A 22,694-nucleotide genomic window follows, 5' to 3' on the forward strand; every position below is an offset into this window, starting at 1 on the left:
ATGACGAGTCTCGAGGACGTGTCCATCTATCTGCCGCCGGCAAGCATTCCCATCGACCGGGCGCTGTCGGATCTCGACGTGAGCGACGCGCAGATTCGGCTGTTCCAGCGTTTCTACGGATTCGCCCATATTCGACGAGACCCGGAGACCCCGCTGGTGGCGCAAATGCTCGCGACAGCGGCGGGACTGACCGCCTTGCGCGGCCGGGAACAGCACGTGCGCTATATCGTGCAGGCGCTCACGATTCCGGTGTGCGCGCCCTATCCGGAGAACCCGGTGCACGAGGTCCGCCGGGTGCTCGGCCTGGAGCACGCACTGGCCTTCTGCCTGACCCAGCATGCCTGCGCGACCGGGCTGCTCGCGGTCGACGTAAGTGGCAAATTGCTGGCCGGCGATGATGATCCGGACGCCCTGGCGTTGATCTTCACCGGGGAGAAGGCCTACACCGCCTACGCGCAGCGCTACATCGTCGATACCGCCGTGATGGGTGAGGGTATGGCCGCGATCCTGGTGCGTCGGCATGGCGACCGGGATCGACTGCTCGCCTTCGCGAATCGGGTCCACGGCCAGTTCAATGCCGCGCCGTGGCTGCCGAACGAGCTGGCCCGGGAATTCGACCGGATGTATCCCGAGGCCCTCGCCGAGGTGATATTCGCCGCGCTGGCCGAGGCGGATCTCACCCTGTCCGATATCGTGCTGATCTTGCCGCACCACGTCAATCACAATTCGTGGAAACGGTTGTCGAAGCGGATCGGCCTGCCGATCGAGCGGATCTTTCTCGACAACCTGCCGATCATGGGGCATTGCTACTGCGCCGATTCCTTCATCAACTACCGCACCGTGCGGGACAACGGCAAGCTGCGCCGGGGCGACTACTACATGATGGTGTCGGTCGGGCTCGGCGCGACGTTCTCCGCGATGGTTTTCCAGCACTGATGAAACCGTCTGGAGGAGTTGCCATGTCGAGCGTGACCGATGACTTCAACGCCGGATTGAAATCCGCTGTGGCCGGTACAGCGGAGGCGAGCCTGGTGTTCCTCGGTAACTTCGAGGTCGAAGCCCAGTGGGCGATGGGCGAACCCGCATTGCCGGGGATCACGTTCAAGGCCAGCCGGGCGGTCGTCAACCGGATGGACGAGTTCGCCCTGCTGCTGGCCACCAAGAGCGATCACGTCGTGCTCAAGGACGCGCCCGACGAAGGGTATCTGCGATATCTCACCGACCTGGGGCTCGAGCTGCCCCGGATACTCAGCGTGCGTCACCAGGATCCGCAGCGGGTGGTCACCGCGGACGCGCTGGCCGATCCCACCCTGATCTCCGGTCTCGCCCGGCTGGCGAAGGCGGGTTGCCTGCTGGCACCGCACGGGGTTTCGGTGTTGGAAGAGCAACTCGCCGAGCGTTCCGGGCTCCCGCTGGCCGCGCCCGGCGCCGCGATCTGCAAAACGGTCAACAGCAAGATCTACAGTCGGCGCCTGGCCGCGGAACTCGGTCTGCGGCAGCCGCAGGGCTGGGCGTGCGACACGCTGGCGGAGCTGGACGAAGCGGTCGCCGGTGCGCGCGCACTGCTGGCCGGAGGCCGCCGGGTCGTGATCAAGGACGCATTCGGCGTGTCCGGCAAGGGAATCGCGGTCATCGACACCGAACAACGCCTCGACCGGATGCACCGGCTGATCACCCGGAAGGCGGAGCGTTCCGGACGGCAGCGGGCCGGTCTGGTGCTCGAGGAATGGGTCGCCAAACGCGGAGATCTCAACTACCAGTGCACGATCGGGCGGGACGGCGCGGTCGGCTTCGACTTCGTCAAGGAGGCCTTGACCGAGGCCGGCGTGCACAAGGGGCATCGGTTTCCGGCGGCGCTCACCGCGGCGCAGGTGGACGAGCTGACGGAGGCCGGGCATCGCATCGGCACGCGGCTGGCCGCCGACGGGTACTTCGGCGTGGCCGGGGTCGACGCCATGATCGATTCCGAGGGCGGGTTGTTCCCCATCGTCGAGATCAACGCCCGCAACAACATGTCGACCTATCAAGCCCAGGTCCAGCAGCGCTTCGCCGGCACCGGAAGAGTCGCTCTCGCACGGCATTACGCACTCCGGCTGCGGCGCGAACTGACCTTCGCCGAACTGCGGCGGCAGCTCGACGGCGTGCTGATCGACCGGGCCACACCCACCGGATTGCTGGTCAACAATTTCGCCACGGTCAACGCGGCCGCGCCGGCCGCCGGCACCGCGCCGCAGCGGTCCTTCGACGGTCGATTGTATGGACTGGTGGTCGCCCGGTCGACCGAGCAACTGGCGGCCTTCGACAACGAGATCACGGCCCGCCTCGTGGCCGTGCAGGGAGGCAATGGCGATGACTGAGTTCGAGATTCAGGGCATACCGGTGTCGGAATTGGCGCGCGCGCACGGCACACCGCTTTTCGTTTATGACGGAGCGGTACTGGTCGATCAATATCGGGGGCTGCGCCGGCGCCTGCATCCGAAGCTGGAGATCTTCTTCTCGCTCAAGGCGAATCCCAGCCTGTCGATCTGCGCATTACTGCACGCGCAGGGGGCGTGCGCGGAGGTGTCGTCGTTGGCCGAACTCGTCACGGCGCGACGGGCCGGGATTCCCGCGGCGGATATCGTCTTCCCCGGCCCCGGTAAGAGTGCCGAGGAACTCGCGGCCTGCATGGACGCCGAGGTCTTCGCCATCATCTGTGAATCGCTGGGTGAGCTGGCGCTGATCGATCAGCTCGCCCGGCTGCGCGGCAAGGTCGCGCGGGTCGCGCTGCGGATCAATCCAGCCTTCACGGTCAAGGGTTCCCGGCTCACCATGGGCGGCAAGCCGCGACAGTTCGGCATCGACGAGGCGGAGCTCGACGAACTCGACGACCTGGCCGAGCGGTTCCCCGGGGTGCGGCTGATGGGTGTGCACGTCTATATGGGTACCCGCATTCTCAGCGAGGACGTCGTCGCCGAGAACACCGGCCGCATTCTCGAATTGGCCGAGCGGGTATCGGCGCGGCTGAACTTCCCGCTGGAGCTGGTCGATATCGGCGGCGGTCTCGGGGTGGCGTACTTCGACGGCGAGCGCGACATCGATCCCGCGGCGCTGGCCGACCGGCTCAACCCGATCATCGCGGACTACGCGGCCCGCAGGCCGGAAACCCGGCTCGTGATGGAACTCGGCCGATATCTCACCGCGCTCGCGGGCACCTATGTGGTGCGGGTCCGCTACGTGAAAACCTCGCTGGGACAACAGTTCGCGATCACCGACGGCGGCACGCACCACCATATGGCCGCGGTCGGGATCGGCTCGTTCGCGAAGCGGAACTTCCCGATGCGGCTGCTCGACCGGATGAGTGAGCCGGCGACCGAGCGGTGGAATGTGGCGGGGCCCCTGTGCACGCCCAACGACACCCTCGCCAAGGACATCGCCTTGCCGCCGGTCCGGCCCGGCGATCTGCTCGGTGTGCTGCGCTCCGGCGCCTACGGCCCGACCGCCTCGCCGGTGCATTTCCTCAGCCACGGCGCACCCGCGGAGGTGCTGGTCCACCGCGGCCGCCCCTGCCTGATCCGCGATCGGGACACGGTCGAGGACCTGCTTCGCCCGCAGTATCTGCACGAATTCTCGGCATCGACCGTGCCGAGCCAGCCCACCGATCCGGACAATCGAAGGAACTGAAACGATGGACCAGCAGGCTGTTACCGAACAGGTCGTGGTCATTCTCGCTAAAATGGTTCGGCGTGAACCCGATTCGATCCAGCGCACCACCCGGCTGTTCGACGATCTCGGGCTCGATTCGACCAGTGCGCTCGAACTGCTGATCCTCATCGAGGACGGGATCGGTGTCGAGTTCGACGAGGACACCCTCGAGCCGGACCACTTCGAGACCGTGGCTTCGCTCGTCGCGTACGTACTCGAGCAGCAGGGGTGACCACATGTACCCCGTGACCTCCCTCTCGCAGCGGGACCGAAACCTCGGCAAGGCAACGCCTTTGCGGCTGGCGGGCATCGAACACCAGGTGTTCGGCGACGGCAGGCCCTACACCCCGGTGTTGCTCAGCTACTTCGCGGACCTGGCCGATCAGTTCCGCCAGCCCTACTACGAGGAGTACTTCGCCCGCGCGACGCCGAACTCCTTCACCGAGATGGCCGCCGAAATGCTGCCCGCCGCAACAGCTTCGGCCGAACCCTTCGACCTGGTCGTGGTCGCGCACACCACGCCGGACGCCAGGCCGGGGCGGCCGGCCTGCTTCCTGTCGCACGCACTGACCGGCAAGGCGCTGGCTTTCGCCGTGTCCGAGCAGGGCACTGCGGCGCCGTTCACCGCGATTCGGCTGGCCGGTGACTACGCGCGAGCCGGCGGGTACGGCCGGGCGCTGGTGCTGATCGTGGAGCAGAGTTTTCTGTGGAACGGGGCCAAGACCGAGTTGCCGGCGGGCACGCGGATGCCGGGCCGGGACTCCGCGGTCGCGGTGGTGCTGGCCACCGACGGCGCGCTCGGCCCGGTGACGGTGCGGCACTTCGCCGATGTGGCCGCGGTCGAGGTGGACGAGGTGGTGACGGCAGCGCTGCGGGACCTGGCCGCCAGCGATCTGCCGACGACGATGATCGCCGGGGCGGGCGTCGAAGGTGAACTCGGCGTGGACTATCCGATCCAGCGTGCCGCCGGCGATCTGCCGTGCACCGGGGTGTGGTCGGGCTTCGCCGGCGGCCTCGCGCAATGGACGTCGACGGGACAGCGGGTGGTGCTGGTCGACTACGACCCGACCCTGCGTTACGTGTCGCTGTGCACGATGGACGTGCCACCGGGACCGGGCTGAGCGTTCCGGTGTCGATGCGCGCTTTGTCACCGGCCGAGGTGCATATCTGGACCATCGCGTTGGATATGCCGGGCGGTGCGGTCGCCGCACTGGCCGCGGCGTTGGCGGCCGAGGAACGTTCGCACTGCGCCGCCTTGCCCGAGGCCGAGCAGCGGCGGCGATTCGTCGCGGCGCGCGGCGCGTCTCGGGTCATTCTGGGCCGATACCTGGGCATGCCACCGGAACAGCTGTCCTGGCGCACCGGACGGTGGGGCAAGCCGATGATCGCGGACTGCGCGGACAGCTTGTGCTTCAGCCTTTCGCATTCGGGGAGCATCGCCTTGCTCGCCGTCACCGGTGGGCGCGAGGTCGGCGTCGACGTGGAACGCTGGCGGCCCGGTTTCGCGGCCGTGGCGTTCGCCGACCGATACTTCCCGCCGCAGGAGCGCGCGCTCGTGCGGATCGCGGAACGACACGGCGAACCGGGTGGTTTTCTGCGGCTGTGGACGCGGAAGGAGGCGTGCGTCAAGGCCGCGGGTGCGCGACTGGGCCAGGGGCTGAAGCTGCCGGTGGCGGGCGGGGAGGTGTTGTCGGTGTGCGACCCGTCCGGCAGGCTGCCCGGTTCCTGGCTGGTCCGTGACGTTCCGGTGCCGGACGGATATGCGGCTTCGGTCGCCGCGGCGGGCAGCGCATCGTATCGCCTGTATTCCCAGCATTGGCGGCCGAATGCCTGAATCGTTGATATCGCGGGCTGTTCCGGCGCGGTCGTGCCAGGTATCGCGGCGGCATTATGCCGTCAGCAGGTCCCGATCCTCCGCATAATTGCCGAGTCAGGCATCACGGACACCTGATAAATTTATTTGCAGCGGCAATGGCCTGCCGGGAAATTATCGAGAAGAGCTCGGCACTCGGGCCGCCAGGTGTTCGAGGATTGCTGATAGGGGAATACGGTGACCGAAGTTTCTGTCGACTATGTGCGAGCCGAAATGGCCCGCCCATCGATCAACGTCATACTGTTCGGCAATGAGGTACTGCGCCGGGAACTGGCGGTCATACTGCGCCGCTTACCCACCGTCGGCGGCATCCAGCATTGCCTGGAATGGTCCGGGGTGGAACAGTACCTGCGTCCCGGCGCGGTCGACGTCCTGATCGTGACCGGTGCCGAAGGGCTGCGGCTGCGCACATTGGGGCGCAACAACTCCCGGCCCAAAGTGCTCATGCTCCTCGACGAGTCGCAGGCGGCAAATCCCGGCCCGCTGGCGAACCTGCCGGTGGACGGTTATCTGCTGCGGCAGGAGTTGTCGCCGCGGTCGCTGCACGACGCATTGCGCCGGATGGCCGCGGGGGAGATTCCGATGCCCGCCGTCCTCGCGCGGCAACTGCTCGGGCGGGCGGTGTCGGGAGAGAATCTGCGGCCGGTCTCGTTGACCGCCAGGGAGAACGAAACACTCTCGCTGCTGGCCCAGGGCATGAGCAACAAACAGATCGCGCGCTGGCTCAAGATTTCCGAGCATGGCGTTAAGCGTCTGGTCGGCAGTGTATTGCTGAAACTCGGTTCGCCGAACCGGACCACGGCGGTGGTGACAGCCATGAAATGCGGAATCATCGATTTCCATTGATTGAATTCGATGAGCCACAATCGATATGACCGGAGGTGACGACCGCGGTGCTCCATCCTCAGACAGAAGCGGTATTGCAATTGATGATGGCCGCCTACCCTGATCTCGGCGTCGGTGTCACCGACGCCGCGGCGGCCCGGCGGGCATTGAGCCGGACCAAGCAGCCACCGGGACCGGACGTAGCCCGGGTAGAAGATCGGATCATCCCCGGCGCGGCGGGGATTCCGGTGCGGATCTACTGGCCGGTCGCCGACGCCACGGCGCACCCGGTGATCGTCTACTTCCACGGTGGTGGTTTCGTCCTCTGCGGGCTGGACAGTCACGACGGCATCTGCCGGATGCTGGCGGCAGGCGTGCCTGCCATCGTGATCGCGGTCGACTATCGGCTGTCGCCCGAGCACAAGTACCCCGCCGCGGTCGAGGACGCGGATCGCGCGGTCGCCTGGGCGCACGCCAACGCGGCCGCGCTCGGTGGCGACCCGGAGCGACTCGTTGTGGCGGGTGACAGCGCGGGGGGCAACCTGGCGGCGGTGTCGTGCCTGCGGGCCCGGGACGGCGCAGGCCCACCGATCGCGTTCCAGCTGCTGTTCTACCCATGGCTGGACTTCCTGGCCGAGCTGCCCTCGCGCCGGGACAACGCCGAGGGCTACTACCTCACGGCGACTCATCTGCGCTGGTTCGAGCAGCAGTATCTGAACGCGCCGAGCGAGGCGGCGCAACCCCAGGTGTCACCGTTGCGGGCACCCGACCTGACGGATCTACCTCCGGCGCTGGTGATCACCGCCGAATACGACCCGCTGCGTGACGAAGGGGAGGCGTACGGCACTCGGCTGTCCGAGGCCGGCGTGCCGGCCCGGACCTATTGTGCGGCCGGTCTGTTCCACAGCTTCTTCGCGATGATGGACTTTCTGCCCGGTGCGCAGGAGGCGTCCGATATCGCTTGCGCGGCAGTGCGTTCCGCGGTGTCGACCGCTCCGTTGCGGTCCGACGCCTAGCTCGTGCCCAGGGCGATTGCTGCGTGGCGGTTGCGCGCGGGCTGGGTTGAGGGTGATCAGGCTGTCGCGTCGGGCTCCTCGATCCATTGCACGACTGCGCGATCGACGATCCCCTTGGTGATCACCGGTACCGCGAGATGCCCGAGGGGCGGCAGCACACGTTTGCGTCGGCCGCACAGATACGGATCGGTCGTTTTCGGCTCCAGCCCGTTGAGTGCGAGTGCCATATTGACTTCGCCGTAGTCGGCCAGTGACATGTTCGCGCCCACCGGATCGATGCCGTGTTCGGAGAATCGCAGCATCCGGTCTATCCAGTTCTCGGCGAGCTCTCTGGTGGAGAAGCTCTCGGATTCTGACCGGCGCCCATTCGTTATCGGATCAGTCCACCGCAGTCGTGCACGGAAAGGCTTGCCGCCCTTACGGACCAGGAGGCCGCCCCATGACGGTCCGTCAAGAGTGTGACCAGCCTGGTGCAGATCAGCTTCTTGCTGAAGCTGCGCGTCCAGGCATCGACAAGTGGTACGGGGATACAGGCTTATCGCCCAGGGACTGCCCCTGAGTTCGGTTGACTCGCGGGTGTGGTGTTTCAGGCCGTGCGTGCGGGCTGATTGATTGTCTGAATTCCACCGGTATCAGGCGGCCGTACTGGTCTACCGGGGTCGTCGATACAGGGCCACGACATAGCGCGCTGCGGTTTCGTCGTCGACTGCATCTTCGAGCCCGGACTTAATGTCGCGATTGCCAGGCCGAGCTGGCAGGTACCAGGGTGGGTTGTCATGAATCCCGTTGTTGGCCAGTGTCGGTGCGATCGTCGTGGCGAACTGCTGCTTGTACGGCATTGATTCCAAGCGGCCGACAGCCATCGCGGCGTCTACTGCCCGGTCAACTCCGGACGGGGTCGTTGGATCGAGTCCCAGTCCCATTCTCAGGGCGTGGGGGTTTCGCCACGGCCAAAGTCCCGCCCGACACGTTCGAGGACAGCTGACCAGACATGACCACGGCATTGCGTACCGGCTGACCTCCTGCACCGACACCGGCCTGTTGCGGTTGAGCTCCCAAAGCCAGCGTGCGGCATAGCCGCTCAGCACCGTCACGCCCGCGCTGCCTGACGGCAAGAGCGGATACTGAGCACAGTCCGCTGTCGACAGTGGCAGTCCTGCCTCGGTGTCGTTGTACAGCACATACAGCGGCGGAATCCTGAGGTCCTCAGCGGTAGCGATCAGGCTGTCGAGCTGATGCTCCGGGTGAGGGTTTCGCTTACTTGGGGCCGGCTTGTATCCGAAGTTGATCCGACCGTCGCCGGTGGTGCGTTTGGCTTGGACGAGTGCGCCGAACCACTTTGACTCACCCTCGATCCACCACTCCCAATCGGAACCTTCGACAGCTTCGTCGGCGCGGCCGGTCATCTTTACGCGTAGATCCGGCAATTCACGACAAAGGTCCAGCAGTAACGAGTTGGTGAGCGTCTCCTCCGGCTGCCGGATCCCATGCGCCTCACCGCGAGCAATCCGGCGGCCGGTCCATCGAGCCCATTTGCCCAGGGTCACAGCAACTTTAGGTTCATCGACCTGGTGGCTGACCCAGCTGGCCCAGTTCTTCACCGTAGGTAACACCGAGCCAGTGTCGCAGACTACCCCGAGGGCCATCGGCGAAGTGAGCCGTTGTGGTAGTCGAGGGCTCGAACCTTCCGGCTTATGTCAAGTGTTGGGCTACAACTCAAAAATCTTGTGGGCCACGGGATCTGCTGACCAGAAAGGAGTGGCGCTACGCCAGCTCGCGGTCGTGCAGTCGCGGACCAGCTCATCTGCAGTTCGTTGGTGCCCACTCGCTGGCGGCAATATCCACGGCGGTCTCATGCAGGCGGGTCTGCCACGCTGCGCGGGCCAGCGTAACGAGGGCCGTGCGGTCTTCGATCACGAACGGAATGTTGCGACCTCACCGATATTGCTCCGCGATGTACCCGCCGACCGGCTGCAACGGTCGCTGGTGAACGTTAAACCGGGGGAGCAGATAACGGCCGTTATCGCGGCGGTGTGAAGCCTGCGGGCCATCGGGTAGCGCTGTCGTAGACGACGCCCGACCAGTTCACATCGGTGAGGTTCACCTCGAAGAGGTACGCCCCGGCGAGATTCGCGCCGGTCAGGTCCACGTTGGAGAGGTTCGAACCATCAAGGTGGGCAAGTGTCAGGTCAGTGTGGACGCACGATGCGCCGGTGAGATCGGCGACGCTGATGGTAGTGCTGTGCATGTTTGTATTAGCCAGGCACGCTTCAGTGAGGTTGACGTACTCGAATCGGGCTGCGGTGAGGTTGGCGTCGCACATGAACGCGTCGGTTAGGTCTGTGTTCATGAAGTCCGTGCCGGTCAGGTTCGCCACTGCGAGACTTGCCTTCGACAGATTCGCACGGAACGCCTTGGCATGGGTGAGTTGTGCGAACTGCAGTTGCGCCCGTTCGAGATTCGAGGAGTTCAGGTCGACATAGGCGAGGTTGGTCTCTCTAAAATTCACTCCGGCGAAGTTCGAATCTCTCATACGAGCACCCGCCAAACAGGTTCGGCTCAGATCCGGCCGGTCAACCACCGCCTCAAGCTCGACCGCCCGCCGCCCGATCACCGTCAACACGGCCTGCACGTCGGCCGCCGGTGTTACGGTCGGTGATTCCACAGGGCATTGCGCGGCGCTGGTATGAGTACGCAGGTATGCCGAGAGCAGCGCGAACACCGTCGGATGATCGGCGGCGGAATCCTTCGCGAGCCGCTCCAGCAGATAAATGCCCGATAGTCGAACATCGAGCTTGTCCGATGACAGCTGCTCGGTAGCCTTCTGAAAGCGATCGCTCATTGCGACCTGCTGTGACAGCTCGTACTGGTTGTTGGTTGCCAGTAACGACTTACTGGTGAACCACAAGGCGGCCAGGGCGGCGATCGTCGTCACGATCGCCGCGGCCTTGTTCCATCCCGGCCATTCGGCTATCCGGCCCATGATCCGGGCCACGCGTCTGCGGCGATTCGGCCGGGGTGAAGGGGGCGGGGGAGGTTGCGGCACTGGGGGCCGTAGCGAACGACCCCGCCCTGCTACCGATCTACGCCGCCGGGGCGGCGTTGCGCCACTCGTAGCCATGGTCCTCCGCTCATCCCTGTGGTGTCCGTTGAGTGTGGGCCGCTCGACACTTGATCAACTCCCATTTCGACAAGAAACCGGGGGAGGACGACATGGGCTGCGAGAGGTGGTGGCGGACCTGCCAATTCGTCTGAACCGTGAACCACTGGATATCGCTGTTCGCCAGGAGATCCGAGGTCTGCCCGAACAGTCTCCAACGAACGAGAGCGAGGTTCAGGCACGTGCGCAATCGTCGTCGTAGGTGAACCGTAGCTGCGTGCCGGGTTTAGGCGTCATTTGCGGATGGTGACCCATCTCGCGCGGTCATCCGGGCCACGTCCACTACGCGGGTGATCTCGATCGACAGACTCGGGCGCTGTCGCGTTGCTCGTCAGGGGCATTGTGGGCAGGGGAACCCCAAACCTATGGCTGTGCAGCGAGCCACTCCTGGTAGCTCTGATGCCGAAACTGATAGGCGGCACCGGTAACCCGCAGGAGACCGGCCACACGCGCCCAGTCCAGGAAAGGTCCTGGCGACGATGCGAAATCAGATCCAACCGTGAACAGCAATCTCGCGCATCCGTATCGGATGCTCGCTTTGGCCCGCGCCATGAAGATCAACACACCGAGAGCGACGCCCAGCGGAGCCCCGGCCAGAGCCATCAGCACTACCACCAAAGGACTCAGCGCCAGCAAGAACGGCGAAAGTTTGCCTTCGCTTGCACCTTTGGCAAACGCCCATACGGTAACGATCGAAACCAGCACGAGCCATGTGATCGCACTGACGTAGACCGCAGCCAGCGCGTCGTCACGGATGATCCGTTTCTCGTCGAGCCGAGGTTCCCCGTGACCGGTGAGGCTGATGCCGAAGATCAACACCAGCGCGGTGATGACACCGACCAAGCCTGCGCCTTCTGCAGCATCTCGCGGCGGAAGCGGGTTTCCTGTTTCTGGGTGCGTGCTCGTCAGGAAGGCACAGATCGAAAGGGCAAGCCCCGTGACAACACCTGCAACCGCGGCCTCCATCCATCGCTTGGCATCACCGGGCTTGTACGTGCGCCACAACGCCTTTCGCGATTTGGTCCGACATGGCCAATATCCGCGGATGCCGCACACGAGCGCGCACAATGTGCCAGCCACGACGCCGTTCCGCGCTGTGGTCCCTGCATCGGTCCCTGCCCCGACCGTAGGCACAACGAACATCACGAGCACCGCCCCGAACGCGGCTATCGCAGCGACGAAGGCATGGAGCAGCCTGCACGGCAGGCGTCCACCCAGGCTCCATATCTGATCCAACGCGAAGTCGTTGCTGTCTGCCCGATTCGGACCAGAGGTGAAGTGGCGGGCAAGAGTCCGCATCCACGCCGACACCTCGACCTCGGTGTACTTCTGCTTGCTGTGCGAGTCCCGGGGCTGAGCAGCGACTGCGGAAGGAATCAACGCGGAGAACAGCGCATCTTCGATCGCCTCTCGGCTGGTTGCCTCCATCAACGCGGCGGCTTCCTCTGCTCGCGCGTGCTTCAGGAACTGCAGGGTCAGGCCGAGCATCCAGGGTGTGCGCAGCGCCCGCGCGAAGACCCCGTGGGGATCGGCTTGGAGCTTGTCCTTCAGCGACGCCCACTTCAGCCCGCCGTTGGTATCATGCCAGGCTGTCAGATGATCAGCGACCTGCTCGGTCGTCAATGCTTGCAACGCGATCGCTGACGCCTCGTGCAGTCCGGACTCACCACGGACTTCTGAAATCTTGCGGTAGGTGTCCGCCCGGCAGGTAACGACGACCGGCTTTCCGAGCCAATACACTTCGTTGAGCTGATCCAAGGCCGCGAGGGCGCGTGCGGGTTCTCCCGAATCGCTGTCCATCTCATCTAGACCGTCCAGGACTGGAAGTATCCGGTCGGTCTTGATGAGTTCCCGTGCCACGCGTAGGCGAAGCGAATAGTCCCGCGCGATCCGCCGAGCGAGCCACTCTTCAAAGCTGTGCGAATCGGGGTCCCAGCTGGAAGCGTTGAGGCGCACTGGAACCGGCATTCGATCACGCCTCGAACCCACTCGTCGATCCAGCAGGTCGAGTACGAGATTCAAGGCGGCGACGGTCTTTCCCGAGCCGGGGTCACCGACGATCACGAGGCGGGAGTCCCGCAACCGGTCGAAGTACCTGCGGACCTCCGCTAGCGATCCGAATTCACCGCTGCCGACCGTCCATGTGTCAACCAGTGCGTTCCATCGCAGACCTATTCCCTTACCACGCGCCACCCCCAGCTCTCCCAGCCGGCGCTTTTCAGTCTTCGCCACAAGATCGGCAAGGTTGTCCGCGACCGAAGCCAGCGCAGTAGCCGACACGTCCGGGCGCAATTTCCGCATCAGAGCTCCGGCGCCTCGCGCTGCGGGTACCACCGCACGACCGACGACAGCCAACTCCGAACCTGGCACTACACAGCCCCTCCGTCCATTGCCACGACTCCCGGTAGCTTCGGTCGAACTCGAATCATCCTCGCGGTCAGACGATTCAGCGCCAAAGCTAATACATGCGGCAGCGCCGAGCCAGCCTCATTGCCAGACGCGCCCAGTACACGACAGGCCCGTCCTCGCCGGTCAGTTGCAGCCCGCTGGCGCGGGCCTGGGCCACGAGCTGGCCCACCAGCTCGGCATCTACCGCCGTCGTCTTCGGTTTCCCTAGCTCTGGCCACCGCGCCAGTATCTGCCAACTCGGCCGCCACCACATCAGAGTCCATGTGCCACTCCTTGCTTCGGAGCTACACCGTTGTTTGGCCTCTGCCCCACTTTCGGCTCTGTCTCACTTTCGGTGGTGGCGGATGGCGGGTTGTGCCAGCAGGATTCGGTGGCGCAGTAGCGGGAAACCGGCCCGGCCATACATCTGCCTCTTGATCAGCGTCGTCTTCGTGTTCACGTCCTCGATCGGGCCGCTGCTGTAGGGGAGGGGCAGGCCGGCGACTGTAGGGATATTCGCCCGACACGTGGGACCACGGACATTGTCTTCCTGGCCGAGTGGCTGTCTTCCTTTGTTGAACCGTCGAAGCCCGCGGCTCGAGAAGGGTGGTGGTTGCAGAGCGGACGCTTCGCACAGATCGACCGTGGACTGATGTCGAGTATCCGCACAAACCTTTAGATCGTCCTTGTAGACGAGCTGAAACTATCTTCGTACCAGGTGGATTCACCTGCTCGGCGGTCTGGGTACATTGTCCGCCTACTGCGGATAGTGTTGGCCTATAGCATTTTCAAGCAATGATGATGGTTTCGGTATCGGCTCAAGTACTGGACTGACGGCGTAGAATTCGGCGGTCAGAACATCGGTGACAGCTACATGCCCACACGCCCGGACAACCCGCCGCAGATGCGGCGGAGGTACTCGCCGGGCTGCTGATCGCAATCGGCATCGACCCACGCAATCTGCCCGAGACCGTAGCCGAGCGCCGCGACCTGTGGCGTCACCTGCTCGCTGGCAGGAAGATGCTGCTAGTTCTCGACGACGCGGCTGATCGGGAACAGATCGAGCCCTTGCTGCCGAGCGGATCGGGATGCCTAACCCTGATCACCAGCCGTCACCGGCTCACCTTGCCGGATACCAGCCGACGCCGAGATAACTTCAGCCCGAATGGTTGTCGCTGATGCAAGTTCGGTGACGTACTCAGGATGGGCGGCGGTGCGAATTCATCCGCCGCATCCGGGGTGACCCGTAATTGCGGTCATCGGGAGATCTTCGTGCTTGAGCAGCTGTGCGGATGAAATCCCGTGCATGACAGCGTCCAGCAGAGTGGTGTAGCAGCTCGCCCTCGTGTATTGAAACAACTTGTCGGACCTGGCCGATAGCATCCTCACAAGTCACTGGGCCGGCATCGGACATCGATCGCCGATCGAGATGCTCCAAGGGGTGGATATGGTGGGTAGACGCGCTCGACGTCCGATTACGGACCTCCATGGTCGATGGCAGACACTGCAGCTGCTGAGCCCGGTGTTCGAGTTGCTCAACCGGGCTGCGCCGCGCGCGGAGTTCGACCATCGCAACTACGATCTCGCGCAGCTGGCCCTGCGGCTCATCGACTACGTCGTAATTCATCAGGCCAGTCTGGACGGCTCTGTTACTCCGGCGAGCGCCGTCGACCATCTCACGCAATTGGCGCGGCGGATGCACCCGAACGATCCTGACCGCCCCTGGTCGAAGGTTGCCAAGGTCGTTTTCGCGACCATCTTGAATGACGGCCGACCGCACGCGGCCGTTTGGGTGGAGCCCGAGTCCGAGCACGCAGGCCCGCGCAGTGAGCAGTTCAAGTTCCGGCTACTGCGGTTGGTAGACGACGATGCGGGAGTCTGCATTACGGCGACCGATGAGGCGATCGTTCTCTATCTCCAGGCGCTGAATACCGACCTGGCCGACCGGGCGCTCGCCCTGAAGCTCATGGTCGAGATCCAGATGAACGCGGGGGAGTTCGTCAAAGCGCTCGAGTCCGCCCGCGAGGCGACTCGCACCGCGCGCGGCTTGTCGGCCAGCCTGCGGGAGCGACTTTCCGAAACAAAACGCGATGTCTCGGCGGTGGATTGGCACGGCGAGATGCCCGCTTGGCTGACCGATGTCGTCGGCCAGGTATCGCAGCAGCTCGACCGTGATCGACAGCTTCGGGACTTGGCTGCCCGCTATGCGGCCGATCCAGCGGCTGCGGACGCGTGCCGGAATATCGATGACGAGGTGCAGCGCGGCCAAGATGTCTGGATCCGGCTCGAACGCTTTCTCCAGCAAGCCATTCCGATCTTTCTGGAAGCGCAGGAAGATCAGCGATTTCATCCGCGCGGTCTAGCTGCGGTGATCGACCTTTCGCGTGATGTCCTCGCGCCTGCGCTCGCCTCCGACGACGTACTTGACGTGGTCGGGGAAAGGCTGATCGTCGGGGTGAGTTCGCCTGTGCGGCCGGTGTGCTGGGGCCTCGGTGATCTGTGCGATGTCCTGTTCCGCGCGCCGGTGGCCTACGAACGGCAGCCGCCGAACATCGACGCACCCGGCGAGCTGGGTGATGTCGGCGTGGAGTCGATCCCGGCCGACATCGCCGCTGTGGCCGCAGATGTGCTCAACGCCGCGACCGTCCGACCGATGTTGTTGTCCGAACTACTGCTCGAGGCGAGATCCCGCGCGGCCGAAGTTGACGATCCGGTCCGCCTTTTGGACATTGTCTGGGGAGCCGCGCTGTGGGTGTTCGTCGCCGACGCGGATGTCCCCGCCGACGAGCAACCGCAGAGCTCCGATCTGGCGTCGGCGGTTTCGCAGCTGGTGGCGGCCGTCGACGATCGCCAACTGCTGGACGACCGATTCGCGGGAGGCGATCTCACCGTGGCTGCTTCGGTCTTGCTCGACCGACTCGACCTCGAAACCGAGAGTGTGTCATGAAACTCGCTGACATCTCCGACGCCGCCCGATTCGTGCGATATGCGTTCGCTCCTCGGGAGCGCCCGATTCAAGGCAGCCAGTACCGGACGCTCCTCGACCGATATCGCACCGATATCGAGTTCGCCGAAATTGTCGGCCGGGTCGCCGACGGCCTCGGACTCGACATCTACGCGGCCAGTCAGATCGGACTGCTGATCGCGGGCCGGCCCGAAGGACCATTCGGTGTGACCTTGGATAACTGCGGCCTGCCGATCCGGACCGGCGAGCATCGGGTGAAAGATCGACGGTGTTTCGGCTTGGTCATCGTTGCCCTCGCGGCCTACGCCTACCCCAATGGTGACGCGCTCGGCGACTCGGTCAATCCGACCGTTCGACGGGGCGAGCTGGAGCGGTTTCTCGATCGGCACGTCCGCACCGCGCTCGAACGAGTCGACGGCGATGACGAGATGGCCGTCCAGCTCGGTGAAGCGGCCCGGACCTGGCTGGAGCTGACGGAGGTACTACCTGCGCAGCGCGGCGGGATCCGGCGTGAGTGCCGCCGCTGGTACGTGAACCAGGTGCTCGCGTTCATGGTTCAGCAGGGGCGCGCCAGGCGCGAGCCTGCACTCGATGACGAGGGCGGCGAGGCGTATGTGCTCAATGACCGCTTCCGGGTGGGACTGTCGGAGATCTCGGGGTCGCTCATACCCGAGTCATGGTCACCAGACCGCAGTGCGGAGGGGGCTTGATGTTTCGACTGCGGAGGATGTATCTCGATTCGATCGGGGTCGCCGAGAACAGGTTCACCGACCTGATGGTGGATTTCACCGATACCTCGGGCGAACCGACCGACACGATCGTGTGGCTGCGCAACGGCGCGGGCAAGACGACGATGTTGTCACTGTTGCTGGCGCTGATCCTGCCTTCCCGGACCGATTTCCTTGCGACACGCACCAAGAACCGCACCCTCGAAGATCTGGTGCTGGCCGGCGATACCGCGCACGTTGTGGCGGAGTGGGTGTCCCCCGAGGGAGAACTGCTGCTGACTGGAGCTGTATACGAGTGGGACGGACGTTCGCGACCACACGACTACAACGGCCGCGGAAAGGAGAAGCTCAGACGCAGCTGGTGGTGTGTGCATCCGGACCCGGTTGTGGATGGGGCCACCTTGGACACGCTGCCGTTCACGCTGCGGAGCGGTGGTGCCTACGATCGGGAGCGGTTCTGTGCGCATGTGCGGAACTTGACGGCTGATGGCATCAATACCGTCGTGGCGTCCACCTACATCCACGAATGGCATACCGCACTGCGGGAACGACGATTCGATCCCGATCTCTTCCGGTATTTCGCCGAGGTCAATTCTGCGGAAGGCGGGATGGACGGGCTGTTCAACGACATCGATTCACCGGGCAGGTTCGTCCGCTACCTGCTGCGATTCGTCGGAGATCAGCAGCGCGTCGCGCCGGTCCGAGATCTGTTGGCCGACACTGCGGTCGAAATCGCGAAACGGCCGATCTATACGGCACAATTGCGATTCTGTACTGATGCTGTCCCGAAAGTCGCAGCGTTCGGTGAGGCCCACGGGCAGTGGCTTGCGGCGACTGGGCGCAGGAATGAGGTCATTCTCCGAGCAGCCGCACTCAAGCGGGCTCTGCTGGAAACGGCGGCTCAGGCGCAACAGCGATCAGCCATCGCGGCAGATCGCGCAGAACTGCTGGAAGGTCAGCTCCGTGAAGTTCGAGCCAAGATCGATTCGGCGCGAAACCAGCGGAACGAATACCTCTACAACATCACGGAATTCGATTTCGCCGACGCCGAGGAGGCCGCGAAGGCCGCTAAGGCGGCAGCTGAGGAGGCCGAGCGCGAAGTCGGCGCATGGGCTGCCGTCGAGCAGTACGCCCAGCTCGAGCAGCGCAAAGCGGAACGCGACGCGCAGGCGTCTACGTTGAAAACGGCAGCGGAGGGCGCGTTCCCCCTGGTGGAGCGATGCAATGGCGCGAAGCAAGTCCTCGCAGCCGCGATCCAGATCGCGATCGACAAGATTGGAGCGGACATCGCGGAACTGGAGTCGGTAAAGGAATCAGCCGCGGTGGAGCGAGATACCGCCGAAGAACTCCGTGATCGGGCCGTAAACGTGCTGGCCGGTTTGGACGCGGAATCCGAGCGCTTGCGAGTTCAGCTCACGCAGTTCGACGACGAGTGCCAGCAGATGGTGACCGAGGGCATCCTCAACCCGGACGAGCGGCTCGGCGACGCCGAGAATCGGCTGCTCACAGCGCAGTCCACGGCACGAACGAACCGCGATCAGCTGCATTCGCAACGAGACGAGCTCGCCCCTCAGATCGAATCTGCTCGCACGCGAAACGAAACGGCACGCACCGAGTTGTCAACTACCCGTCAGAAATCGGACAGGTTGGTATCTGAGCTGCATCGACTGACAACGCGGGCAGCAGACCTCGCCGACAATGCTCGGCTTCGTCTGCTGCTGCAGACAGATACGGTCGATCTCGGAGCGAGTAGCGACGATGCTGTCACGCAGCTGACCAAGGCGATCGCGGGGGACGAGAAGGAACTCGTCGGCCTCGGCGAGGAGCGGGCCCGAGGCGAACGAGCCATTCATTCGCTGACCGATTTCGGACTGCTGCCCCCGAGACTTGGCGTCGAAACGGCCATCAAGGCGCTTGCCGACCAGGAAATCACTGCCGTGTCCGGGTGGCGCTATCTGGCCGAGCACATCGACAGGAGCGAGCACGAGCGCTATCTGGCAGAGATGCCGGAGGTCCTTGATGGCGTCATCGTCTACGGTGACTCGAACCACGTGGCAGCGGCTGCACACGCCATCGCGGACGCGGATGAGCTCATCGTCATCGTGAGCGCAACAACTTTCGCTGACCGATACGTACCCAAGACAGTCGTCGGCCCCGCTGCGGCGCAACACGACAAAGCAGCCGGCGAAGCCGAGATGAGGCAGCGCACGAACCATCGCGAGGTACTGCAACAGCAGGTCGAAACACTTACAGCACGTCGTGATGCCGACCTGGCGAGCCGATCCGCGATCAGTGCCTGGTGTGACGACCTCCCTCCGGACGGCCTCGGTGGACTTCGTTCCCGAGTCGAATCGGCCGCCGCCGAGCTGGGCGATGCGGAATCCGAGGAGCGGCTTGCCGCGGACGCGCTGAGTGCTGTCCAGAACGAAGCGAAGCAGATCGAGCAGCAGATTTCGGCTCTGAGCGAACAGTTGGCGCGGTTGGACGGTGTATTGCCGCGAGTACGGCGTGCGGCTGTGGTGGAACGAGAACAGATGGCGCCGAGTCGAATCCGGCTCGCTGCCATTCCCCGCGACTCAGACCGGGCTCGAACCACCAAGGAGAAGGAGGCGGAACGGCAAAAGGTTGCAGCAGGTCGCGTCGAGCAACTCGGGACCGATATTCGGCTGGCAACAAGGCTACGGAACGATCTCCGCGCCGAACTGGAAGGACTGCCAGAACCTACGCCGATCTGCGATCTGACTATCGAAGCCGCCCGCACCAAGCTGGCAGTCTTCGAAAAGCAGCTGCGTGAGCAGTTTCCCGAATCGTCACTGCGACAAGCGGTGCTCACGGCAGAGGAGGAGGTGACTCGTGCCGCTTCCGCCTGGAACACCAATGACGATCAGACCCGATGTCGCGCAATCGAACTCGCTGCCACTACTGCAGCCGCTGACAGCGCTGCACGATCGGACGCACGCTCGCGAGCAGCGCACGTTCACACTCGGGCACAGTCCGACCTGGGGGTCGCCAATGAACGATGGCGCATCGCCCGAGACCGACGAGCAAAGGCAGAGACTGAACGCCCCCGAGGTATTATCACTGCCGACAATCCGAAGAACCGGGACCACGCGACACTGCTCGCGGACGCGCAAGCCGATGAGATGGCCGTGCGCGAATCCGAGCGCCACCGCGTCGACGGCGACCGAAAATCAGCGCTTGCCGAGGCTGGTCTCGCGGAGAACCGAGGCCAAATGCTCAACGACCAAGCGGCATTGCTGCGCGATATCGAAGCCGCCTCTGCCTCGTCAACATTCGTTCCCGATGACAACGCCGAAGTCAGGCAGCGCACCCGAGTGATGCTCGACGCCCTGAGTTCGGCATCCGCGGTCCTCAATGCCGCCGAACGGGCACGACGCGAGCGCGCGGACGAACTTAGCCGCTGGGCGGGTACCGATGAGTTCGCGGCGGTCGCCGAGGACGAGCACGGCAGCGCCGTCCGCCAGCTGCGTGACATGTTCTGGGACAAAGGTCATCTCGATCGAGTAGCCGACCGGATCCCAGAACTCACCGACGCGCTCGAAATGCGGAAGAGCGCGATCGTGCAGCAGCTCGCTCAGGTCGAACAGCACAAGGACAATGTCGTTGTTCGGATGATCGACTTGGTCGACGACGCACTATCGGTGCTCACCCGAGCCGCCACGCTGTCCGAGCTGCCAGCCGGGATCGGGCCCTGGGAGCACAAACGCTTCCTAATCGTCGAAGCCCGCAGTCGTCCATCGCGTGAACAGATCGGGCTGCGCGTCGGTGAGCTGATCGACGCAATGGTTCAAGCCCGCCGGATCGAGGCCGATCCGGCGGAGTTGCTCTGGCGTGCCACCGAAGTCGCGGTCCCGGACGGGTTCCGAGCGACGATTTTGAAGCCGGCGCCGGATCAACCGACCGCCCGGATTCCGGTGGAGGAGATGCGAAAATGGTCCGGAGGCGAGAATCTCACCGCGTCACTGGTCCTGTTCTGTGTACTCGCGAGGTTGCGTGCAGAGCGCCGCACCGGCGACCGAACCGGAACGGCGGGCGGAGTTCTACCACTGGACAATCCCGTCGGGAAGGCCAATTATCTGCCCTTCCTGGATTTGCAACGCCGGGTCGCGCGAGCGTGTGGGGTCCAACTGGTGTTCTGGACCGGTTTGGGTGACCTGGGCGCGGTCACCACTTTCCCGAGAATCGCCGCCCTGCACAAGCGTCCGTCTGCTACCCGGCCGGGCCGGGCCTATGTGTTGCCGGATGCCAGTAACACCCAGGTTCTCGACATCGTCAGTGCAGTCCGCAATGAACCGTGAACCCGCTTTGGCCACTGCGATTCTCGCCGAGGTCCGCTCGCAATCGACCCTTCGGACACCGCTGCACAGGATCCTCACCGCGGCTGCCGCAGTGGATAGGACGGCGGCGGCGTCGGTGGGGTGGCGCACCCGTGTGCTGGACGCGATCACCAGTCTGTCCGAGGCCGGCGAAATCACCTTGCCCAAAGGCGCCTGGGATCGCACCACCACACCGCCGCTCCCGGGGTATGTCGGCAGAGTCGAATCCTCGGTGGCACAACGCCCCGCTCGACAGGCGCCGGTCTGGCATCTGGAGATGGCATGGGCCGCAACCCTGTGGGACCACGGCAAACTGAGTGAATCCGAACGGCGGTACCTGATTGCCATCAACTCCTGGATACCGCATCGTACCGAGGCGATCGAGCCGATGCGTGAACGGTCCCTGGACATCTTCGATCACGAGAAGACACTCGACACGATCGTCACCTCGCGGATGTTCGGGCCCGGCCGGTTGACCTGGGAACTGCTGGCATCTTTTCCGTGCTGGCCGCCAGTCGAGCAAATGGTTCTCGGCGATCGTGCTTGGTTGATCGTGGAGAACTACACGACCTACTCATCGCTCAGCTCACGAGCGGGCGAGACCGGTTTCGATGGCCGGATCATCTGGGGTTCAGGAAATCAAGTCGCCACCCGGCTCTCTGCATTAGCGGATGCTCCTCGGCCGCAGCGATGCTGGTACTTCGGCGATGTCGACGCCGGAGGATTCCGAGTTGCCCGATCGGCTGCCAAACGGGCTCAGCAACTGGGAATGCCTGCCCTCGAACCAGCCTGCGGTCTGTATCGGCTGGCACTCGCCACTGGCAAACGCCGCAACGACGAGTCCAGCCGTCGACCCGGCGCAGCAACACTCGACTGGATCCGTTCATGGGCAACAGGACCGCTCGGTCAGGACCTTGCCGGTATCGTCGAAGCGCGCCAGCGCATTGTGCAGGAGAACGTCGGATGCTTGGTTCTCGCTACGACCACACCTGCCGATTGGACTCTCAGCTGCTGATCCGGTGGGCGCAGCCAACGCGATCGGCGCCGTCGTACCGCTATGCCTGAGTAAAACACCGACCGGTCGGTACCTCGACCTGCCGCCCGCGGCCGCCAAACTCTTCAATGGCTTCCAATGGCCGAAGGGCAGGTTCGAAGAAAGCGCCGACACCGTCTATCCGCCGGACGTCACTGCTTGCTTCCGGCCTGTGAAAGAGCGCACGTCTCCATGCCCGCGACGACCACTGCACACCGACCGGCCAACTACCGCTGAGAAGGCACTTGAGAAGCACTCGCCCGACAGTTAGTAGGCGAACCAGCTTCTCCGGCCCGAAGATCGACATCCAGATCGGGCGATCGCGCTGGGCGCGAGTGACGCCGTTCGTTGAAACAGCAGACCGTCGACAAGTACCGCCGTGAGATCAAGAAGTCGACCGGCTCGGTGGAGTACACAACCGCAGCGCCAGCGGCGCAGCAGAGCCATTTCGGTGTAGCCGGATGCGGGATCGACCGGGGTCTTCAGGACCGCTGGCGTGCTGTCGGGTGGTGGTGTAGACGCAGCAGGACAGTGCGCCGCTGTCGGCGATGGATCCAGGTGCCAGCTTCGACCGCGGCGGCGATTCGCTGGATTTGGCCGCCGGACAACGAAGTTGGCATGTGTGCTCAGGGCGGGATGAAGCGACTGTCGGTGTTCAGAAAGCCCGAAGGGACCGAAACCATGC

General features: G+C 64.3%; 16 protein-coding genes. 12 read left to right on the forward strand and 4 right to left on the reverse strand.

Annotated elements, in window-relative coordinates; all coding sequences use genetic code 11:
• The 8 genes from ACFQ9K_RS22875 (at position 1) to ACFQ9K_RS22910 (ending at position 7,398) form a co-directional block, all read left to right on the forward strand.
• On the forward strand, positions 1 to 936 hold the full coding sequence (locus tag ACFQ9K_RS22875; protein ID WP_378717104.1) for a 3-oxoacyl-[acyl-carrier-protein] synthase III C-terminal domain-containing protein: 936 nt from the start codon (positions 1 to 3) through the stop codon (positions 934 to 936).
• A 23-nt stretch (positions 937 to 959) separates the two neighbouring features.
• Entirely contained in the window at positions 960 to 2,357 is a 1,398-nt protein-coding gene (locus ACFQ9K_RS22880) for a hypothetical protein (RefSeq protein ID WP_378717103.1), read from the forward strand.
• Complete coding sequence (locus tag ACFQ9K_RS22885; protein WP_378717101.1) at positions 2,350 to 3,663, forward strand: type III PLP-dependent enzyme; 1,314 nt, start codon at positions 2,350 to 2,352, stop codon at positions 3,661 to 3,663. The genes ACFQ9K_RS22880 and ACFQ9K_RS22885 overlap by 8 nt, the downstream gene beginning before the upstream one ends.
• Before the next feature lie 4 nt (positions 3,664 to 3,667).
• On the forward strand, positions 3,668 to 3,916 hold the full coding sequence (locus tag ACFQ9K_RS22890; protein WP_378717100.1) for an acyl carrier protein: 249 nt from the start codon (positions 3,668 to 3,670) through the stop codon (positions 3,914 to 3,916).
• Positions 3,917 to 3,920: 4 nt separating this feature from the next.
• Positions 3,921 to 4,805, forward strand: a complete 885-nt coding sequence (locus ACFQ9K_RS22895; protein WP_378717098.1) for a hypothetical protein — start codon at positions 3,921 to 3,923, stop codon at positions 4,803 to 4,805.
• Positions 4,806 to 4,819: 14 nt separating this feature from the next.
• Positions 4,820 to 5,518 carry a 4'-phosphopantetheinyl transferase family protein gene (locus ACFQ9K_RS22900; RefSeq protein WP_378983551.1) on the forward strand — a complete coding sequence of 233 codons (699 nt, stop codon included), beginning with the start codon at positions 4,820 to 4,822 and terminating at the stop codon, positions 5,516 to 5,518.
• A 216-nt stretch (positions 5,519 to 5,734) separates the two neighbouring features.
• The gene (locus ACFQ9K_RS22905) at positions 5,735 to 6,403 is read left to right on the forward strand and encodes a LuxR C-terminal-related transcriptional regulator (RefSeq protein WP_378717096.1); all 669 of its coding nucleotides are present in this window, start codon (positions 5,735 to 5,737) and stop codon (positions 6,401 to 6,403) included.
• Between the two features lie 47 nt (positions 6,404 to 6,450).
• Positions 6,451 to 7,398 carry an alpha/beta hydrolase gene (locus ACFQ9K_RS22910; protein ID WP_378717095.1) on the forward strand — a complete coding sequence of 316 codons (948 nt, stop codon included), beginning with the start codon at positions 6,451 to 6,453 and terminating at the stop codon, positions 7,396 to 7,398.
• A 56-nt stretch (positions 7,399 to 7,454) separates the two neighbouring features.
• Here ACFQ9K_RS22910 and ACFQ9K_RS22915 read toward each other — a convergent pair whose 3' ends face one another.
• From ACFQ9K_RS22915 to ACFQ9K_RS22930, 4 genes are all read right to left on the reverse strand, one after another.
• Positions 7,455 to 7,700 carry a hypothetical protein gene (locus tag ACFQ9K_RS22915; RefSeq protein WP_378717093.1) on the reverse strand — a complete coding sequence of 82 codons (246 nt, stop codon included), beginning with the start codon at positions 7,698 to 7,700 and terminating at the stop codon, positions 7,455 to 7,457.
• 348 nt (positions 7,701 to 8,048) lie between these two features.
• On the reverse strand, positions 8,049 to 8,999 hold the full coding sequence (locus tag ACFQ9K_RS22920) for a DUF6615 family protein (protein ID WP_378717092.1): 951 nt from the start codon (positions 8,997 to 8,999) through the stop codon (positions 8,049 to 8,051).
• A gap of 419 nt (positions 9,000 to 9,418) precedes the next feature.
• Positions 9,419 to 10,393 carry a pentapeptide repeat-containing protein gene (locus tag ACFQ9K_RS22925; RefSeq protein ID WP_378717090.1) on the reverse strand — a complete coding sequence of 325 codons (975 nt, stop codon included), beginning with the start codon at positions 10,391 to 10,393 and terminating at the stop codon, positions 9,419 to 9,421.
• A gap of 528 nt (positions 10,394 to 10,921) precedes the next feature.
• On the reverse strand, positions 10,922 to 12,859 hold the full coding sequence (locus ACFQ9K_RS22930; RefSeq protein ID WP_378717089.1) for an NACHT domain-containing protein: 1,938 nt from the start codon (positions 12,857 to 12,859) through the stop codon (positions 10,922 to 10,924).
• A gap of 1,609 nt (positions 12,860 to 14,468) precedes the next feature.
• On the opposite strand from ACFQ9K_RS22930, the gene ACFQ9K_RS22935 reads away from it, so the two are divergent.
• The 4 genes from ACFQ9K_RS22935 to ACFQ9K_RS22950 are packed head-to-tail and all read left to right on the forward strand — an operon-like array spanning position 14,469 to position 21,991.
• Entirely contained in the window at positions 14,469 to 15,893 is a 1,425-nt protein-coding gene (locus ACFQ9K_RS22935; protein ID WP_378717088.1) for a hypothetical protein, read from the forward strand.
• Complete coding sequence (locus ACFQ9K_RS22940; RefSeq protein ID WP_378717087.1) at positions 15,890 to 16,621, forward strand: hypothetical protein; 732 nt, start codon at positions 15,890 to 15,892, stop codon at positions 16,619 to 16,621. The genes ACFQ9K_RS22935 and ACFQ9K_RS22940 overlap by 4 nt, the downstream gene beginning before the upstream one ends.
• A gap of 17 nt (positions 16,622 to 16,638) precedes the next feature.
• Positions 16,639 to 20,958, forward strand: a complete 4,320-nt coding sequence (locus tag ACFQ9K_RS22945; RefSeq protein WP_378717086.1) for a hypothetical protein — start codon at positions 16,639 to 16,641, stop codon at positions 20,956 to 20,958.
• Positions 20,948 to 21,991 carry a Wadjet anti-phage system protein JetD domain-containing protein gene (locus ACFQ9K_RS22950; RefSeq protein WP_378717084.1) on the forward strand — a complete coding sequence of 348 codons (1,044 nt, stop codon included), beginning with the start codon at positions 20,948 to 20,950 and terminating at the stop codon, positions 21,989 to 21,991. Before ACFQ9K_RS22945 ends, ACFQ9K_RS22950 begins: the two co-directional genes overlap by 11 nt.
• Positions 21,992 to 22,694: the final 703 nt, after the last annotated feature.

The organism is Nocardia sp. NPDC056564 (genome assembly GCF_042793755.1).
Classification (GTDB): Bacteria; Actinomycetota; Actinomycetes; order Mycobacteriales; family Mycobacteriaceae; genus Nocardia.

Bases quoted from the DNA above. Each gene is read 5' to 3' on its own strand.
- ACFQ9K_RS22915 (WP_378717093.1), bottom strand. From the start codon at position 7,700: ATGCTGCGATTCTCCGAACACGGCATCGATCCGGTGGGCGCGAACATG.
- ACFQ9K_RS22930 (WP_378717089.1), bottom strand. From the start codon at position 12,859: ATGCGGAAATTGCGCCCGGACGTGTCGGCTACTGCGCTGGCTTCGGTC.
- ACFQ9K_RS22940 (WP_378717087.1), top strand. From the start codon at position 15,890: ATGAAACTCGCTGACATCTCCGACGCCGCCCGATTCGTGCGATATGCG.
- ACFQ9K_RS22890 (WP_378717100.1), top strand. From the start codon at position 3,668: ATGGACCAGCAGGCTGTTACCGAACAGGTCGTGGTCATTCTCGCTAAA.
- ACFQ9K_RS22880 (WP_378717103.1), top strand. From the start codon at position 960: ATGTCGAGCGTGACCGATGACTTCAACGCCGGATTGAAATCCGCTGTG.
- ACFQ9K_RS22900 (WP_378983551.1), top strand. From the start codon at position 4,820: ATGCGCGCTTTGTCACCGGCCGAGGTGCATATCTGGACCATCGCGTTG.
- ACFQ9K_RS22945 (WP_378717086.1), top strand. From the start codon at position 16,639: ATGTATCTCGATTCGATCGGGGTCGCCGAGAACAGGTTCACCGACCTG.
- ACFQ9K_RS22875 (WP_378717104.1), top strand. From the start codon at position 1: ATGACGAGTCTCGAGGACGTGTCCATCTATCTGCCGCCGGCAAGCATT.
- ACFQ9K_RS22885 (WP_378717101.1), top strand. From the start codon at position 2,350: ATGACTGAGTTCGAGATTCAGGGCATACCGGTGTCGGAATTGGCGCGC.
- ACFQ9K_RS22895 (WP_378717098.1), top strand. From the start codon at position 3,921: ATGTACCCCGTGACCTCCCTCTCGCAGCGGGACCGAAACCTCGGCAAG.
- ACFQ9K_RS22950 (WP_378717084.1), top strand. From the start codon at position 20,948: ATGAACCGTGAACCCGCTTTGGCCACTGCGATTCTCGCCGAGGTCCGC.